Source organism: Rhodobacter sp. JA431 (genome assembly GCF_900217725.1).
Taxonomy (GTDB): domain Bacteria; phylum Pseudomonadota; class Alphaproteobacteria; order Rhodobacterales; family Rhodobacteraceae; genus Rhodobacter; species Rhodobacter aestuarii.
Window position 1 is genome coordinate 121,963 of record NZ_OBMP01000004.1, and the last position, 17,889, is coordinate 139,851.

Sequence of the window (17,889 nt, forward strand, 5' to 3'; positions counted from 1 at the left end):
AAAAGGGCCGCGCCGTAGGTGGCACCGCCCGGTGTTTTGGGGCGGCTCAGGCCGGAAACGGCACCCGCACATGCTTGATCGCGCGGCGGAACCATGTGTAGGCGATGTGCAGATTTCCATCCGCGCCCTCGATGATCGACGGATAGGAAAGTTCGCGGTTCAACGCCTCTTTCGAATTGTTCGACAGGCAATAGCCATCGCCCAGTTCCACATCGACGCGCTGGGGCCAACTTGCCCCTTCATCGGCGGAAATCGACAGCGTCATCGGCGCGCGGGGGGCACCCCAAAACGCAGTCGGACGGTCGGTGATGGTGGTCGGATCGACCGAGACACCGGCCTCGTCATCCTCGATCTCGTCATAAAGCGACAGACGGCGTTCTTGTGCATCGTCGCGGCTAGAGAAGTTATGCACCATCGCCAAGCGGCCATCATGCAGCCGCGTCACTTGGATTGAGGAGTTGTTGTTGGGCAGGTCCAGATCCTGCACCGGCGACCATGTCTCGCCATGATCTTCCGAGCGTGACATCCGCACATGATCGGCCCAACGCGACCGGAAGAAGGCGGCGTAGCGCGCCCCCCCCAACGGCACGATATTCATATGCACCGCGCCAAGGCTGTCGGGAACGGCCACTTCGCGCCATGTTTTGCCTTGATCTTCGCTGATCCGCACGGCGGCCAAATCGTCATTGCCAACCCAGGCAATGCCCGGCTCGGTGCGGCACAAAAAGACAGGCAGCATCCACGCGCCATCTTCACGCACGATCACCGGCTGGCGCACAAAGGTGCCGGGGGTGTCGATCAGCACCTCAATCGGGCCCCAAGTCGCACCGTTATCCTCCGAAATGCGAAACCGCACAAACGAGGTGTCTTGGCGACCCGAGAATTGCGCGGTCCAGATCAGCCACAGCTTGCCATCGGGCGCGGTGAACAAAATCGGGTTTTGTTCAGACCGGGTCGGGTCATCAGACAGTTTGACAGGGTTGGTCCAGCACGTGGCACCGGGGGCGAGCCGCGAGAACCAAATCGAGATATCCGCGATCCCTTCTTGCGTGCCGCCAAACCAAACGCAGCCAATCGCGCCATCGGCCAACTGATGCAGGTTGGCGGCGTGGTTTTGAATGCACTCCGACGGGATCAGCGCCACGGTGGCACCGGGCAGATCCGGATGCGCGCGCAAAACGCCATCCAATGCGGGAGCGGGGTCAAGGGGCTGTTGGTCGGTCATAACATCACGTTCCGTCTGGTGTGCGGGGGGCGCAGGCCGCCCCCCGGAAGGGTGGGTCACTCGGCGTGCAGCGCGCTGGCTTTCGCCCTTTGCGCCATCAGCTCCTCGACATCCATCTTGGCGGTGACCCGCTCGGCTTTGGTGTCGGTGATGAAGCGCGGCCGGATCAGGAAACACCAAGCCATCATGGCCCAGAAGGCGATGAGCAGAATGCTCCAGACCGGGGTCAGGCTCTTGAAGAGCACGATGCCGACGCAGATCACCAAGAAGGCGAGCCGTTCAATCATCGACAGGTTCATGTGCATGTAGCCCTGAATGAAAGCGGCCCAAGCGGCGGTGGCGCACATCATGCCGAAGAAGGCGATCAAGATCCCCGAGATCGGGCCGCTCCACAAAATCACCGGGTCGGTGACAAAGCCAAACGGGATCAGGAAGCTGACCGCGCCCATTGCCGTGGCCAAAAGCGCCGTTTTCATCGTGTTCGATTGGGCAACCCCTGCGGCGGCGAAACTGGCCAAGGCCACGGGCGGTGTCACCATTGAGAGCACGCAGAAGAACATCACAAAGAAGTTCGCCGCCAGACGGTCAATGCCCATATCCACGAGCGCAGGCACAAACATCACCGAGCCGATGATATAGGCCGCAACCGTCGGCAGCCCCATGCCCATGATCAGACAGCCAATGACGATCAAGATCAGCGACAGATAGAGGTTGCCCCCACCCAAAGCTGTGAGGCCGGTGACGAATTTCAGCGCAAGGTTCGATTGCGTTGCCACCGCCATAATGATGCCAATGGCGCACAGCGGGATCGACAGCACCGCCATTTGGCGCGGCACATCAAGGGCGATCTCATAGAGCTTACGGAAGTTGTAGCGGGTTTTGGCGCGCAGCATCGGGGCGGCGAGCGCCACGATCGACGAGTAGAAAGCCGCAAACGGAGCCGAGAAGCCAGAGAACAGCATGATCAAAAGCAGCACCGGACCTGCAAGCAAGTGCAAACGCGGGCGCAGCGGCTCCATCATTTTGCGGGTGTCAATATCGACGGTGCCTGCACCGGTTTTGCGCGCCCGCAAATCCACGATCAAGAACAGCGCGCCATAGAAGGCCAGCGCCGGAATGATGCCCGCAAGCGCGATCCGGGTATAGGGAATGCCCATGAGATCGGCCATCACGAAGGCCGCAATCCCCATCACGGGCGGCATCAACTGCCCGCCGGTCGAGCCGATCGCTTCGGTCGCGGCGGCTTCTTCGCCGGTATAGCCCGAGCGGCGCATCAGCGGGATCGTTAGCACGCCGACAGCGGCCACGTTCGACACAGCGGACCCCGAGATCGTGCCAAAGAGCGCCGAGCCGATCAGCGCCGATTTTGCCGCGCCACCGGTCAAACGGCCAGCGGCAAGCATGGCGATGTCAATAAAGAGCTGCCCGCCCCCCGTGGCCGCAAAGATCGCGCCAAACATGATGAAGTAGAACACAAAGTTGACCGCTGTGGCCGAGGTCACCCCGAACAAGCCATCGGTGTTCATCGTCATGATATCGGTCAGTTCAATGAGCGAGAAGCCCGAGAAGCCGAGCGGTGAGGGCACCAAAAAGCCGAAGGCGGCGTAGGCCATGAACACCATGATCATGATCAGAAGGCTCCAGCCAACCGAGCGGCGGACCCCTTCAAACAAGATGACGGTGCCGACCACAAACACCACTTGGTCGATCCAGAACACCTCGTCGATATAGGGCAGACGGGTCTGCATCCGATCGAGGTTGAGCACAAAATGCCCGGCAAACCATAGGCACACGGCCACCATCGCCATTTCGGCAATGCGGCCCGCCCAGATCGCAGCGGGAGAGGTAAACTTGAACGGCATGATCAGCATGATCAGCGCCAAGGCGGTGAAGACATGCACCGGGATCGCCAACATCGGCGGATCGGGCCAGAAGAACTGCTTCACCAAGAAGACAAGGTAAAACAGCGAAAGGACCACCAAAACGGCACGGTGGAATTTCTCATAGGTGATCATGGTCGCGCTCTTGCAACTAAAGGACGTTTCGGGCGGTTAGGTCCCGAGGCGGCCCCAGTAACGCGCTGCGCTATGGGGCCGCCAGTGAGGGGAAGACGGCACGGCCTTAGGCCGTGCCAAAGGGGATCACTGGATCGCGCCGATTTCTTTGCAAAGACGCTCGGCACCCGGGTGCAGCGCCGGCGCACCGGCATCGACGTGGCAACCGGCGACCGGATCCCACGATTTCAGCGGCGCGTGGGTCGTGGCGATGTAGTCGCGTTGATCGACCAGCGTTTTCAGGAAGCCGTAAACAGCCTCTTCCGGCACGCTCTCGCCCGCAATCAGCATCGTGTAGCTCACCGGGGTGACATAATCGACCGTCGCATCGCTAAAGCTGCCAGCCGGCATGGTGCCAGTGGGCAGGCCCGCTGCGTTCAGCGCGGCGATATCATTGTCGGTCATCGGCACAAAGACCATATCATTGGTCAGCGTCATTTCGGTCACGGTCGCCTGACCCGCCGGGGCGCTTTCAATATACACGTCCAAACGGCCATCGGTGATCATCGAGGTGATCTGACCCGAGGAGGCTTGGGTGATCTGGCCTTCGTCGCGCAACTCATTGAGGCTGGTGCCTTCGGCCTTGAACAGGAAGTCCGCGATGATCGGCACTTGGCTGCCCGTCGGCTTCAGGCCGATGCGCGGTTTTGCGGCCAAAAGCTCTGCCACGTTGGTGATGTTATGGGCATCCACAAAGTCCTGACGCGCGATGACCATCGTGTAAGCGGTCTGCATCCCGTTCGTCACTTGGCGGATGTGCTCGGCTTTTTTGCCTTTATAGACCTCTTCAAGGCCCTGCATCGCCCAGACCGAGGTGTTCGACGTGGTGAAGCCAAAGTCGGCCAAGCCACGATCAACGGCGGTCGGGTTGCCGAAGGCACCGCCGCGCGGAATGATCTCGGCGGTCAGGTCCACCGCTTTGTTGTCTTCGAGCAGCTTCGCGAAGGTCGCAGCATAGGTGTAGAAGCTGCCACCGGGCTCTTGCGCACCGATTTTCACGGTCAGCGCCTGTGCGCCCACCGTGCCGAGCATGACACCAATAGCCGCAGCAATCGCGGTTTTATGGATCTGAATGGTCATCAATCTTCCTCCTCAGGGCGGGTGATGTCCCGCAAGTCATACAGGCGGCACACACGCGGATTGCGGCAGCCCCATCCCAAAAGAGATCTTACGTTCGCGCGGGCGTTTCCTCCGGTCCCGAGGTGACGTTTGGGCGCCACCCTTCGCGCGAGCTGTCAATTATTGATCGGATAGCGAACGTTTGATCTCATGCCGATGACGAAATCACGCATTCGCGATTCCGTCAAGAGAGCCCCAAACGCCCTTCAAGAGCGAATTGGCCATCGTGCTGCGCCGCAAAATGGCAACGCCCAAGACTCCAAATCGCATGGAAAATTTCACTATACGATTATTTTTTATGCCAAAAATTATGTTAACGGCGCCCCGTCAGGCGCGATGAGGACAAACCCTTGGAGGGGCTTGATCATCGCGACACCGAAAAAATGCTTGAAATATCGCGTTTAATGCGATCATTTGATCGCATAGCGAGCACCAAAAGGTCGTTTCTGCGATGCAGCCAGAAAAATCGAACGCCGCCAAAAACTCTGTGCAGTCCGTGGTGAAGGCCTTTCAGGTCATGCGTGCCTTTACCCCCGATCAAGCCGAGATGTCGATCTCGGAAGTCGCGCAAAAAGCGGGGCTTGATCGCGGCACGACCTATCGGCTGCTGCATACGCTGCGCGAAGAGGGCTATATCGCCCCAGTGCCCAAGACACGCCGGTTTCGTCTGACGCTGAAATGTCTCGAATTGGGCTTCACCACGCTGACCCACTACTCTTTGCGCGAGCTTGCGCGCCCAATGCTGACGCTGCTTTTGGAAGACGTCGCTGATGCCGCCTCCCTTGGCATGCTTGATGGCCCCGATGTGGTCTATGTGGAGCGCATGCAAGGAGATATGGGAGGCCGTTTGTTAGAACGCCGCATCGGCGCACGCACCCGGATTTATGCCGCAGCGCTTGGGCAAGCGATTTTGGCCTTTGAGCCGCTTGCCGTGCAACGCGCCACCCTTGAGATGAGCGACCGGATCAAGCTTTCCGAACGCACCGTGACGGACATTGACGAACTTTTGCGCCGCATGGCGCAAATCCGCGAACGCGGCTGGGCCTTTTCGGATGGCGAAAATGCCTATGGGCTGCGCACCGTTGCGGCACCAATTTTTGACGCCGAGGGGCGCGCGGTGGCAGCCATTTCCGCCACGGTCGCGGCGGAGCGTTGGGCGGTGGAAGAGTTCTTGCACAAAGCACCGCCACGCGTTCTCGCGATCACGCATGAATTGTCGGAGGGGCTGCGCATGTCGCGCGGCGCGATCCAGACGCAACGGCAAGACTAAGCGGCCAAGGGCCAGCGAAACAGCTTTCGGAGGGGAAGCGGCAATGAAAGCGGTGGTGATTGCAGATGATCTGACCGGGGCGCTTGATTCCTCGGTCGCTTTTGCCGAACGCGGTTTTCGCACGATCTGTGCGCTTTCGCTGTCGCATTTTGCGCAAGCACTAGAACGCGATGTCGATGTGGTGGCGCTCTCCACCGGCTCGCGCGAACTTCCCCCGCAACGGGCGGCGGCGCGGCTCGCCAAGGTCGCGGATCTGCTCAACGCACATCCCCTTGCGAAAGACGCCGTGCGGTTGAAAAAAATCGACAGCCGGCTGAAAGGCCATGTCGCGCTTGAAAGCCTTGCGCTGCGCCGTGGGGACGAACCGATTGTGCTGTGCCCCGCGATCCCGGTTTTAGGGCGCATCGTTTGCGATGGCGTGTTGCAAGGCGCGGGCGTCGCCACGCCGCTTGCGGTGCGCGATTGCGCCGGTTTGCCCCATGCTGTGGTGCTTGAGGCCCCAACCCAAGACAGCCTTGAACACGCACTGGCGGATCACCAAGGCCCCGCGCTTTACGTTGGGGCTGCGGGTCTCGCAACGGCGCTGGCACGGCGCCTTGCGCCAAGCCCCGGCCCCGCGCCCAGCATTCCCCTGCCGCGCCCGGCGCTTTATGCGATTGGTTCGCGCGACCCGGTGACCTTGGCGCAAATTGCTGATTTTGCGGAGATTGCAGCCCCAAACGGTGAACTTGCAGCCGCCCTGCCCGAAACGCCCAGCCAAGACCCCGAAGTGATCCGCATCGTGCCGGGGCCAACAACCATCAGCGGCACGCAAGCCAAAGCCACCTTTGCCCAGACGATTGCCGCGCGCATCAGCGCAACGCACCCCGCTACGCTGCTGGCCTGCGGTGGCGAAACCGGGGGGGCGATTCTTGGTCTTTTGGGCTGCGGCCTTGTCGAGGTCTTGGGCGAGGCGCTGCCGGGCCTGCCCGTCTCTCGCGCGCTTGATGGGCCAGAAGGGCTGGTGCTTGTGACCAAATCCGGCGGTTTTGGCACGCCCGACACCCTCAGCCGACTTGCCAACGACCGTCTCTGCCCCTGCTGAGCCATGCAATTTCTGCCCTGAACCACAGGGCCGCCCCTCCAGACCAACCGAAAGTGAAGACCCTCATGCTTGACCTGACCTCTCCTCTTGAGATGCAACGCCCTCCGGTTTTGCGTTTTGGCACCGGAACGATTGCCTCGCTCAAATCTTGGGTCGATGCGAAAGGCTTTCAAAAGCCCTTCGTGATCGCCGATGCGGTCAATGCCGGCCGGCTTGAGGTGCTGGGCCTTGGCGCGGTGGGGTGCTTTGGCGATGTGGTGCCCGAACCCGATCTGACCAATCTGATGGCCGCGGTTGAGGCCGCCGCAGATGCCGATCTGATCATTGGCTTTGGCGGTGGCTCTGCGATGGATCTTGCCAAATTGGTCGCCGTGATGGCGGGCACCGATCTGGCGCTGTCAGACATTTCTGGGCCGAACCGGGCCCCCGCCCGCAAGGTGGGTTTGGTGCAAATTCCGACCACGGCAGGCACCGGCTCGGAAGTGGGCACCCGTGCGCTGGTCACAGACCCCGAAACGCTCAACAAGGTCGCCACTGAGTCGATCAATATGCTTGCGGATATAGCGATTATCGACCCCGATCTGACGATGTCGGTGCCGAAATTCGTCACCGCCGCGACGGGCGTGGATGCGATGGCGCATTGCGTGGAGGCTTATACCTCCAAACGTGCGCATCCGATCATCGACGCTTACGCGCTGCAAGGGATTGAGCTTGTTGGCCGCTACCTCAAACGCGCGGTGGAAGATGGCACCGATGCCGAGGCCCGCGCCGGGTTGGCGCTGGCGGCCTTTTACGGCGGGGTCTGCCTTGGCCCGGTCAACACCACGGCGGGCCATGCGCTGGCTTATCCGCTGGGCACCCGTCACAAGCTTGCCCACGGCATTGCCAATGCGCTGATCTTCCCGCATGTTTTGGCGGCCAACCAACCCGCCGTGCCCGAGAAAACCGCGCGCATCTGTGCTGCGCTTGGCTTTGAGGGGGGCTCGGTCGAGGCGGTGCTCGCCGGCGCAACGGCCTTTTGTGCGGCGCTGGGGCTCGATATGCGCTTGCGCGCGCATGGGGTGCCTGAAGAAGATCTGCCGACCATGGCCAGCGATGCCCATGCGATCCGTCGTCTCCTTGACTGGAACCCGGTCGATCTGTCGGTCAGCGATATCGAGGCGCTCTACACGCGCGCTTGGTAATCCCACAGACGCAAGCCACACCAAGACCCGGCCTCGTCGGGTCTTGGTCCATCTTTGCGGTGCTTTGCCGATCTCTATTTGCTGAACGCGCCTCGCACCTGTTGCCTTGCGCGCGGTCGGCAAAAACGAACCAACCAAGACACCCACCGCCCGGATCAAGGGCATTTTACAGAAAAAATACCATATCTGAATCATATATTTGCTTATTTCGATGGCCTGAACGCGTTGCGTTCTTGCCAACATTTGCAAAGCTTTAGGAAAGCCGCCGCATTTTTTCTACGTGTTCTATTGCGGCTGGTAATGATGACCCGTGTTGATCTTCCCCTCACCTCCTTGCGTCGCGTCATGGCGGTATCGCTGGCCTTGCCAGCACTTCTGGCCTTGGTGTTCGGGTCTTTTCTGATCGTCGAACGGTGGACCATTTTGAACGATGCCCGCAAGGTGCAACAGTTGATGACCTTGGCCCAAGCCGCCGGTGCAGTCGCGCATGCGCAACAGCTTGAACGTGGTATGACAAGTCTGTTCCTGAATGGTCAGGAAGCCAGCCCGCCCGAGCGACTGGTCGCGCAGCGTGCGTCGAGCGATGCAGCGCGAGAAGCGCTTTTGGTGCAAGCCGATGTGATCGGCCTCGAAAGGCTTCCGAGCCAAATTTCTGCGCTCGTAAGCGAATTGGCCGGAGATTTTGATCGCTCGGCAGAAATACGCGGGGGGATTGATGCGCGCAGCCTGCCGCTGCCCGAGGCGCTCGGATACTTCACTGAGATGAACGCCGATGTGCTTCAACTCGTCAATGAATTGGCCGAGGCCAGTTCCGATGCGCAGATCAGTAATAGGATTGTCGCCTTCGCAGCATTCATGACAGCCAAAGAACGTGCCGGGCTAGAACGCGCTTTGGGGTCTGGCGCCTATCGCAAGGGCGTTTTCGACACGCCAATCCTTTTGGCCATGCGCACGATGGTGGCCCAACAGGATCAGGCCATGTTGTTCTTTGACGCGCTTGCCGCGCCGGAGGACCTAGCTGCAGCAGCGCCGGTTGAAACCTTGCCTGCCACAGCAGAGCTCTCGAAATTACGCAAAATCGCTTTCGCCTCGCCAGACACGCATGACCTAGCGGGCGTTACTGGGGAGACGTTTTTCGCAACGACGACGGCACGCATTGAAGCCATGAAAGAGGCCGAGCTGGCCATCGGTAACGGCATCAAGACGGCAGCGGCGCAAAAGGCCCAAGCGGCGCTGATCGGCTTCCTCGCCATGGGGGCTCTCATTGCTGGCGCGCTTTTGGTGTCACTTTTTATCGGTTTGCGCACGGTGCGCCGCACCGAAACCGATGTTCGGCAACTTGTGCAGGTCGCTAATAAGATGGCGCAAGGTAATCTCGATGTAGTGCTCCCAGTTTCCCAACTGCACGAGACGGCGCAGATTGGTACGGCGCTCGACAGCTTCCGGGACAGCATTATTGAGGGCCAGAAGATCGCGCGTGAGGCCGAAGCCGAAGCAGAGGCGCATCGCCAAGCGGAAGCGGAGCGCGAGGCAGCGCAACGCGCCGGCAGGGAAGCGCGATTGGCGCGTGAGGCAGAGGCCGCGCGTTTGGAGGCCGAGCGAGATCGTCAAATCGCCACCGAGATATCTTCCGTGGTAAGCGCTTGCGCGCGCGGGGATTTTTCGCAACGGATGGATTTGTCTGACAAAGAGGGAATTTTTGCCGAGATCTGCCGTGGGCTAAACCAGATTGGTGAAGCTACAGATGCCAGCATCTCCGAGATGAATGCTGCGCTGCGCCATCTCGCTAAGGGGGATCTAACCTATGTGATGCGTGACGGCTTCGTGGGCGTTTTCGCCGAAATGGCGCACTCGCTTCAGGCTGCGAACGATGCAATCACCGGAACTGTGCTCGCAATTGAGGCCACATCGCAGATTATCGACGGATCCAGCGCCGAGATCGGCTCTGCCACGAACGATCTGGCGCGCCGCAGCGAACACAATGCAGCGATGCTTGAAGAAACCGCTTCGGCGCTTGAGCAAATGTCCGGGACAATCGGCAGCATGACCGGCCTCGCCAATGAGGCCAAGGACCAGATGCGGGACATTTCTAGCCACGCAGAAAGTGGCAATTCCATCGCCCAGGAAGCACTTGCCGCAATGGAAAGCATCCGGCAATCCTCCGAGCGGATCGAGGGCGTGTTGCAGGTGATTGACGACATTGCGTTCCAGACCAATTTGCTCGCCCTGAACGCAGGCGTCGAGGCCGCACGAGCGGGCGAGAGCGGGCGCGGTTTCGCAGTGGTTGCTTCAGAAGTGCGCGCGCTTGCACAAAGGTCGTCAGAAGCCTCCCAAGAGATCGCGCAAATCATCGGGACCGCAACGCGCGACGTTGGGCGCGGCGTCGAAATGGTGGATAATACGGCTGGTGCGCTTGGCCAGATCGTTGGATCACTCCGTAGGGTGCAAGAACGCATTGAGCATATTGCGGGGGCCGTTGGCGAAAGCCAGGTCGGCATCGCCGAGATTTCCAAGGCGACGACAGAACTTGACCGCACTTCGCAGCAAAATGCCGCGATGATTGAGGAGACGAATGCGGCGCTCACCACACTGCGTGGCGAAGCAGATCAGCTTGTCTCCAATGTCGCACAATTCAACACAGGAGCACTTTCGCGGCGCGACACAGCCGCTTGATGCACCGCCAACGCCAGAAGCTAGTGATCTGTGAAGCTTGCGAGGTTGGCTGAAGGCTTTGGGGGATGAGCGCGCGCCATCGACTTAGATTGGTTCGGCACGATCCGAAAAATTTGTTGTTGCGGCGAGGACGCCTTATGACCGAGAGCGCTTAAAAATATCGCCCGGATAGAGGGGCTTCATTTTAATGCTTTTTTCGTGATTAAATTTCACGCATAAGATGCATTGAATAAGTACGAGTCATCCCTTGCGGGAATCCTGTAGCCATGCTCGATGACGCCCTGCACAACTTCCATGAGACCGGCACGGGCAATGTGCCGCTGATGCTGGCGCATGGTTATGGTTGTGACCAGACAGTTTGGCGTGCGGTGGTCCCGCAACTCGCACCGCATTATCGTGTGGTGCTTTTCGATCATGCTGGCTGCGGACAGGCCGCCGCTGATTTGTATGACCGTCAGCGCCACGCGAGCCTGCGCGGTTATGTCGATGACCTTGTGGCGCTGCTTGATCGGCTTGCGCTTGGCCCGGTGCGCTTCGTCGGCCATTCGGTTTCTTCGATGATCGGTGCGCTTGCGGCGATTGAGCGCCCCGATTTATTCGCGGAACTGGTGATGATCGGTCCCTCTGCGTGCTATATCGACAAAGAGAATTACACCGGCGGTTTCAGTCGAGAGACTGTCGAGGATCTGCTCGAAATGCTTGATCGTAATTTCGCAGACTGGGCCACAGGTTTCGCGCCAATCGCCACCGGCAACCCCGACCGCCCCGAGTTGGCGAGTGATTTTGCGCAACGGTTGCATCGAAACGACCCCGAGATCGCCTCTGCATTCGCCCGCGCCACTTTTTTCGTCGACGTTCGTGCCGCATTACCGCAATTGCGGGTGCCGACGCTGATTTTGCAATCGCAAGACGATCCAATCGCCCCCGATGCCGCGGTCGAATTCGTGCATCGCACCATTGCAGGCAGTCGTCTGATGCAGCTGCAAAGCCACGGCCATTGCCCGCATCTGAGCCATCCCGAGGTCGTTGCAAATGCGATCCTCGCTGGCCTAACGACCGGGGTCGAGGGGGCTGACCCATCGGACGAGAGCCAGTGAGCCTGCCTCCGAAGGAAGCGCGGCGTGGCTATGGCGCTGCCGCCGACAGCGCGCCATGTGGCCTTGTCGAGATCAACGACGCGGGACAGGTGCGCTCGGCCAATAAGGAATTCCTGCACTGGGTTGGACGCCCCCCTGAGGCGGTGCTGGGACGCGACCTAACGGACCTGCTTTCCTCAGCAGGGCGCGTGTTCTGGCTCACGCATTTGGCGCCGCAACTGCGATTGACGGGGCGGCTCGACGAAATCTCGCTGCCGCTGCCCGATGCCATGGGGGGTGTGCGCCGCTGCCTGCTAAGCGCAAGACGACTGTTGGACACAGAGGGAGCCACGCTGGTGCTGCTTGATGCTGGGCGGCGGCACCGCTCTGAAGATGGGGTAGCCCGCCTTGAGGCAGTGGCGGGAATGCGGGCGCACTGGCTGGGACAGGTCGAACGTATGGCCGAGGTCGGTGCTTGGTCTTGGGACCCGGTGCTGCGGGTGTTCGACGTGTCCGATCAAGTGCTGCGCCTGCTTGGCCTGCGCCCCAAGGCCCCGCTCGGCCTTGACGATGTGCTCGGCAGGCTGACCTCTGCGCCGCTGCGGGCACGTCTTGGGCGGCTTCTGACTACACCTGAGGTCTTGTGCGCCCCTCTCGATCTTGAGGCAGAAATCGTGATTGCGGACGAACAAACCCGCCAGATTCGCATTTACTGTGAGGCCCTTTGGGAGAAGGGCAAGGTGGCGCGCGTCCAAGGGGTTCTGGCGGATATCAGCCGAGCTCATCGCGACCGGCAGCGGCTTTGGCAATTGGCGCATTTGGACGAAGTGACCGGTTTGGCAAACCGGCAATGGTTTCGTTCGCAGCTTGCCAATGTCTGCGACGAGGAGAGGGAGTTGGCACTGTTGCTGATCGACCTTCCCGATTTTGCTGGGCTTATTGACGACTATGGCGAAGACCGAACCGACGCGATGCTGCGCGAGGTCGGGGAGCGACTAGCCGCGTTGCTCCCCGCCGAAGGCCTCGCCGCGCGGGTTGCCGGTGAGGAGTTCGCACTGCTCGCCCCATTAGAGCACGCTGTTGGAAATGCTTGCGGCGCAGATGCACTGGCACAGCGGCTTGCAGCAGATGTTCAGGCCACGCTCCGGGCACCACTCGCGCGGTCTGACGCAGCGGTGCAATTGCGCGCATCGATCGGCATGGCCGTGCGCCCGGTTGATGCGCGCGAACCTGAGGAACTTTGGGGGCGGGCGAAAGCAGCGCTGAGCGAGGTAAAGCGTGCAGGGCGTGGCGGCGCGGCCTTTCTGCGAGGGCCCACACTTTGCGCCGTCGAGGCACGGCGCGCCACTCTGGCAATGGTGCGCGAGGCCGAGCGTGAGGACCGGATCGAGGCGTGGTATCAGCCCAAGATCCGGCTTTCAGATGGCCGCGTCACGGGCCACGAGGCGCTTGCGCGGATACGCTGTCCCGATGGTGAAATTAGCACACCGGGCGATTGGTGGGATGCGTTCGATGATCCGGATTGCGCCGCATTGATTGATGCTGCGGTGTTGCGCCGCGTACTCTCTGACTTGGCGGAGGCGGGCGCGCACCTGGGCCGCGTGGCTGTGAATTTCTCCGATCATAGCTTGCACCGATCCAGTTTCGCGCCTGATCTTCTCGCGAAGATCGCAGCGGCAGGCCTAACACCAGAGCAGATCGAATTGGAGGTTGTCGAGACGGCGCTCTTGGGCCAGAACACCGAGAATCTGATTGCCGGATTTGCGCTCCTACGCGCAGCGGGGGTGACGATCGCGCTCGATGATTTCGGGACCGGCTTTGCCTCTCTTACGCATCTTCGCGATCTGCCCGTGGACCGAATAAAAATCGACAAGTCTTTCGTATTGGGGGCGGAGGCGAAAGGACGCAACGGGCCTATCTTGCGCGCGATCATGGATCTGGCCCAGGGGTTGGCTTTAGCGACAGTGGCCGAAGGAGTAGAAAGCGAACAGACGACGGACCTGCTTCGGGCCCTCGGTTGCAATGAAGTTCAGGGCTTCCATTTTTGCCGACCGCAGCCACTTGTTCATATCGATGGAGCGCGCAAGTACAATGTCGAAACTTCGCAGACAGCCTCCTATACCGCGTGCAGCCTCCAAGCTTGAGATCCAGCAATTTGCACAGCCATCCGCTCAGGGCCGCTTATCTCGTCGCTGCGGCGCGCTCGAACGGCTGGTTCGGAGCGAAGAACTCAATGATGCGACCGACGGCAAAGGGGCCGAGCACGTTGGTCAGTCCGTCGCCTTCGCAACGGGCGGGAAGCTGACATTCGCTGCTTCCTGAACGAACGGCAGCGATGCGCAGAGGAATATACGCTCGAAATGATGACGAGAACCGTCTTCCCGTTGCTGCATTGATTTTTAGATTTGCGGGCCCCATAGACTATAATCAGTACGGCGCAGGTGGCGTACGGTCACCTCGCCGCTTCGCACTCTTCCACTGATCGGCGATAATGCGAGGCATCAAATGGGGCGCTTCACCCCTCTATAGCTCGAAAATACGGAGAATTCTCGATGACCATCGAGTTGAACAACCCGCTTGCGGGAACGCAGGAGGCTTATCTGCCGCCCGCACTCAGGAGGCCGCGGCTGCGCCGTGATGCTGCGAGCCAATATTTGGAACTGGCGCACGGTATCACTATGGCTCCTTCGACGCTCGCAAGCCTCGCAACCCGCGGCGGCGGACCGCCCTTTCAGAAAGTCAACCGCACTCCGCTTTATCCTCGCGCATCGCTTGACGCTTGGGCGACCGAGAAGCTCGGGCCGCTGCGCGACTCGACCTCGGAGTGAATGAAAACCCATTCTGAACCACGCGTCGGCTTCGCAGGCGGCTTTGGCCTGAGGGACACTCATGTAGCTAACCTCGCTGAGGTATGGCAAGCAGACCCTCAGGATGGTCAAGGCTCCGCCAGCGACGGCAAAACTTGCTCCCGGCGTTCGCAAGTAAGAAGAAAACGACAAGTGTTTGTCGGTAGCTCAAATGTGACCAATTCTCGCCGCAGACATGCGCCCAACTCTGCCTTTAGTGACATCCAACAGACATCTCACAAGTCGCCGTGCGAATCGGGAGGATTTAGAACCTCCAATGCGAATCAGGTCATGCTGATAGGTCGCGCCCTAGAGCCCGACCCCATAGCTTCCCTATGGAAGCTCGGTTTCGATCACGGCGAGATATCACGCTTCCGTGACTGACGCCTGCCTCTTTCGCCTCTTTGACCTGGTTCCGCCATGGTTCCAAGCTATTAGCAAAGCAGAAGGCCGCCCCGAGGGGCGGCCTTCTTGTACTGGTTTTCCAGAGATTTAGTGGTGCCGGTGAAGGGACTCGAACCCCCGACCCCATCATTACGAATGACGTGCTCTACCAGCTGAGCTACACCGGCGTGATGGCGCGCAACTAGCACGCCATCGCAGGGATGTGTAGCCCTATTTTTCACCTTCCGCTGTGGCATCTGGCGTAATGTCAAAGGCTTCTTCCGCTTTCGGCTTGCCGGCGCCCACGATCAGCGGCAGCATTTCAGCCCCATTGGGCAGCGGAATGCCGCCCGAGGTCGGCTCACGCCAGCTCAGCGTATCGAAGCCGCCGCAATTGTCGCAGACCGGGCCCCATTCCGCTTGGATGTTTTGGCACTTGTCGCAGCACCATTGCTTGCCACGCGGCGCAGTGACGGCACGGGCCAGCCAGCCACGCACGACATCTTCGCTTTCGCCCTCGCCACGTTCGATCGCCGCCATCAAGGTCAGCGTGCGCGCGGTCGGGTTGGTTTCGGCCAAATTGCCCAGCGCACGGCGTGCCCCCGGGAAATCTTCTGCCGCGATGCACAGCTCAGCCCGCAGCAGCTTGGTTTCTTCGTGGTCGGGGCGCAGCGACAGCAGTTTTTCGAACCGCGCAAGCCGTTCAACCGCCGATTCCGAGGGCACGAGCGACGCAAAGACCCCCGCCAGATCGGGGTGCGGTTGCGCTTCCCACGCTTTAAGCAGCACACGCGTTGCCGATTTGACATTGCCTTGATCGGCATAGGCTTTCGCCGCCATCGCCGCCGCCGGAATCAGGTCAGGCGAAGATTTGTTGGCCGCAATCGCCGCCTCGCGCGCCTCGATCGACGCGTTTTGATCCAGCACCACTTTGGCTTCTTGCAGCGCCAGCACCGCGTCGCGGCGCTTGTGCACGTCTTTCGGGATCTCGCCCTGACGCATCTTGGCCAACAGCACGTCGCGCGCGCCTTTCCAGTCGCCCGATTCGGTTTGCAGTTTGAAAAGCGTGTTTTGCACTTCCGGGTGTTTCGGGTTCAGCGCAAACGCCTTTTGCGCCAGTTTCAGCGCGGTATCGGTATCCCCATCGCCCAGCTTTTGCGACAGAAGGCCGCGAATCCCCACAAAGCGGGTGCGCTGATCGTTCAGCATCCGACGGTAAACCTGTTCGGCCCGGCGCGTGTCGCCATTCATTTCCGCCGCCTGCGCGGTGAGCAGGTTGGTCAGATCGGGACGGCGCAGATAGCGTTCCGCCTTAGCGGCACGCGACATCGCAAGACGCGATTCCCCCGAAGCAATCGCCAACATCCCCTCGGCCAAGGCTTGGTAGCCTTTGCGCTCACGGCTGCGGTCGAAATAACGGCTGATCGCCGTTTCATCGCCGGTCACGAAGCGCAAGAACGCCACCACGAAGCCAACGATTTTGAACACAACCCACAGCACCACCACGATGATGGTGATCAAGATGGCGGCTTGCAGCGCACCAAGGTTGAACTCCTGCCCCAGCGCGACGATACGAATCGCCTCGCCCGAGTCAGACAGCATCGCCGCGCCAAAGGTGAGCCCGGCCACAGCGGCTAGGAACAGCGCGACTTTCAACAAAGACCAGAGCATCGCATTACCTCACTGAACGGATTGGGCCAGGTCAGAAAGCGCGGCCTGCGCCGCAACGCGACGCGCGACCATGTCTTTCCAAGATTGCATTTGGGCCTGCGCTGCCTCGGGCAGAGCCGCCAGTTCGGCCACGGCCGTCTCAAATTGCGCCGCATCCACGGCGGCTTGGGCGCGCGAAAGCACCGCATCAGGCGAATTGCCCTCGCGGGCGGTCAGCGACCGCGCTCCGGTTTGCGCAAGCAAGAAGGTGCCAAGCTTTTCGCCAAGGCTGTCCCCCGCATCGGTGGTGCGCGCCACGGCAAGCGCTTTGCGCGCCGCCTCCGGGAAAGCCTCTTGCAAGGCGCCCACGGTGGGCACTTCGGCCTTCAACGCGGCTGGGGCGGTCATGCCCGCCGCCTCAACTTCGGCCACCGGGCCAATAAGCGTGGCACCGGCATCAAAAGCCGCCGCCACACGGGCCACCGCCGCTTGCCGCACAGCGCGCTGCGCCGCCGCTTCGGTTTCAGCGCGCATCTTCGCCGCTTCGGCCTCAGCTTCGGCAATCCGTGCCTTCGCCTCTGCGGTCGCGGCATCAAGCTGCTGCTGCGTCGCATACATCGGCGATTTCTTCATTTCTTCTTTCATTGCGGCGATTTCGGCTTCAAGCGCCGCAACCTGATCGGCGGCTGCCGCCGCCGCACCACTTTCGAGCGAGGCCAATTTGGCGCTCATCTCTTCAAGCGACGCTTTCAACGCCTCCACTTCCGACGCCCCCGCCGCAGGTTGGGCGGTCGCCGCTTCAAGTGCAGCAATTTTCTTGGCCTGCGCATCCAGCGCGGCGTGCAATTCGGCAGCGCCACCACCTGCGGGCAGAATTTTCTCGCGCAAATCGGCGGGCATGTTCGGCAAAGCGGCGACGGTCGCCCCCGCGCCAATCGCCGCAGCGATCACACCGCCCAAGATCACCGAAAGACCTTTGCGTGGCGGCGGCGGCGGGGCTGCCGGTTTCGCCGCAACGGGGGCGGGCGTCTCTTCGACCTTTTCCGCTTCTTCCTGATCCGGCGCCGCTTCCATGGCTTCCGCAATCGCCTCGGCTTCGGTCTGTGATTCGGTCACAGTCTCGGTCTCGGCGACAACCTCCGCCTCTTCGATGCCGCCTTGCTCCGCCGCATCAAGCGCCTCGGCTGCCGGATCGGTTTCTTTCTCTGGCATTTCAAGGCCTTGAGCAGAGGTGGCTGCGTTGGGTTCAGTCTCGTCAGATTCCGGTTTCGCCATGGCCAATCCTCCAGTCCGCGCCGGTGCGCGCTTATTCTTCGATTGCGGG

General features: G+C 60.9%; 12 protein-coding genes and 1 tRNA gene. 7 read left to right on the forward strand and 6 right to left on the reverse strand.

Annotated elements, in window-relative coordinates; all coding sequences use genetic code 11:
• Positions 1-46 precede the first annotated feature (46 nt).
• From CRO18_RS09810 to CRO18_RS09820, 3 genes are all read right to left on the reverse strand, one after another.
• Positions 47-1,225: an exo-alpha-sialidase gene (locus CRO18_RS09810; protein WP_097081995.1), complete on the reverse strand. Its 1,179-nt coding sequence runs from the start codon at positions 1,223-1,225 to the stop codon at positions 47-49.
• Between the two features lie 56 nt (positions 1,226-1,281).
• Positions 1,282-3,240: a TRAP transporter fused permease subunit gene (locus tag CRO18_RS09815; RefSeq protein WP_097081996.1), complete on the reverse strand. Its 1,959-nt coding sequence runs from the start codon at positions 3,238-3,240 to the stop codon at positions 1,282-1,284.
• 126 nt (positions 3,241-3,366) lie between these two features.
• A complete protein-coding gene (locus CRO18_RS09820; protein WP_097081997.1) occupies positions 3,367-4,359 on the reverse strand; it encodes a TAXI family TRAP transporter solute-binding subunit in 993 nt (330 codons plus the stop codon).
• 490 nt (positions 4,360-4,849) lie between these two features.
• Here CRO18_RS09820 and CRO18_RS09825 point away from each other — a divergent pair, with 490 nt between their 5' ends.
• From CRO18_RS09825 to CRO18_RS09855, 7 genes are all read left to right on the forward strand, one after another.
• Positions 4,850-5,668: an IclR family transcriptional regulator gene (locus CRO18_RS09825; RefSeq protein ID WP_097081998.1), complete on the forward strand. Its 819-nt coding sequence runs from the start codon at positions 4,850-4,852 to the stop codon at positions 5,666-5,668.
• Positions 5,669-5,711: 43 nt separating this feature from the next.
• Positions 5,712-6,752 (forward strand): four-carbon acid sugar kinase family protein, encoded by a 1,041-nt coding sequence (locus CRO18_RS09830; RefSeq protein ID WP_097081999.1) that lies wholly within the window; start codon positions 5,712-5,714, stop codon positions 6,750-6,752.
• Positions 6,753-6,844: 92 nt separating this feature from the next.
• Complete coding sequence (locus CRO18_RS09835; protein WP_249276036.1) at positions 6,845-7,936, forward strand: iron-containing alcohol dehydrogenase family protein; 1,092 nt, start codon at positions 6,845-6,847, stop codon at positions 7,934-7,936.
• A gap of 345 nt (positions 7,937-8,281) precedes the next feature.
• Entirely contained in the window at positions 8,282-10,609 is a 2,328-nt protein-coding gene (locus tag CRO18_RS09840; RefSeq protein ID WP_170952623.1) for a methyl-accepting chemotaxis protein, read from the forward strand.
• Positions 10,610-10,875: 266 nt separating this feature from the next.
• Positions 10,876-11,706, forward strand: coding sequence for an alpha/beta fold hydrolase (locus CRO18_RS09845; protein ID WP_097082002.1), 831 nt, complete (start codon positions 10,876-10,878; stop codon positions 11,704-11,706).
• Positions 11,703-13,829: an EAL domain-containing protein gene (locus CRO18_RS09850; protein WP_097082003.1), complete on the forward strand. Its 2,127-nt coding sequence runs from the start codon at positions 11,703-11,705 to the stop codon at positions 13,827-13,829. The genes CRO18_RS09845 and CRO18_RS09850 overlap by 4 nt, the downstream gene beginning before the upstream one ends.
• 408 nt (positions 13,830-14,237) lie before the next feature.
• Positions 14,238-14,513, forward strand: a complete 276-nt coding sequence (locus CRO18_RS09855) for a hypothetical protein (RefSeq protein ID WP_097082004.1) — start codon at positions 14,238-14,240, stop codon at positions 14,511-14,513.
• 514 nt (positions 14,514-15,027) lie between these two features.
• Here CRO18_RS09855 and CRO18_RS09860 read toward each other — a convergent pair.
• From CRO18_RS09860 to CRO18_RS09870, 3 genes are all read right to left on the reverse strand, one after another.
• A tRNA-Thr gene (locus CRO18_RS09860) sits at positions 15,028-15,103 on the reverse strand.
• Positions 15,104-15,146: 43 nt separating this feature from the next.
• Positions 15,147-16,586 carry a heme biosynthesis protein HemY gene (locus CRO18_RS09865; protein WP_076484412.1) on the reverse strand — a complete coding sequence of 480 codons (1,440 nt, stop codon included), beginning with the start codon at positions 16,584-16,586 and terminating at the stop codon, positions 15,147-15,149.
• Positions 16,587-16,595: 9 nt separating this feature from the next.
• Positions 16,596-17,840, reverse strand: coding sequence for a hypothetical protein (locus CRO18_RS09870; protein WP_097082005.1), 1,245 nt, complete (start codon positions 17,838-17,840; stop codon positions 16,596-16,598).
• Positions 17,841-17,889 lie beyond the last annotated feature (49 nt).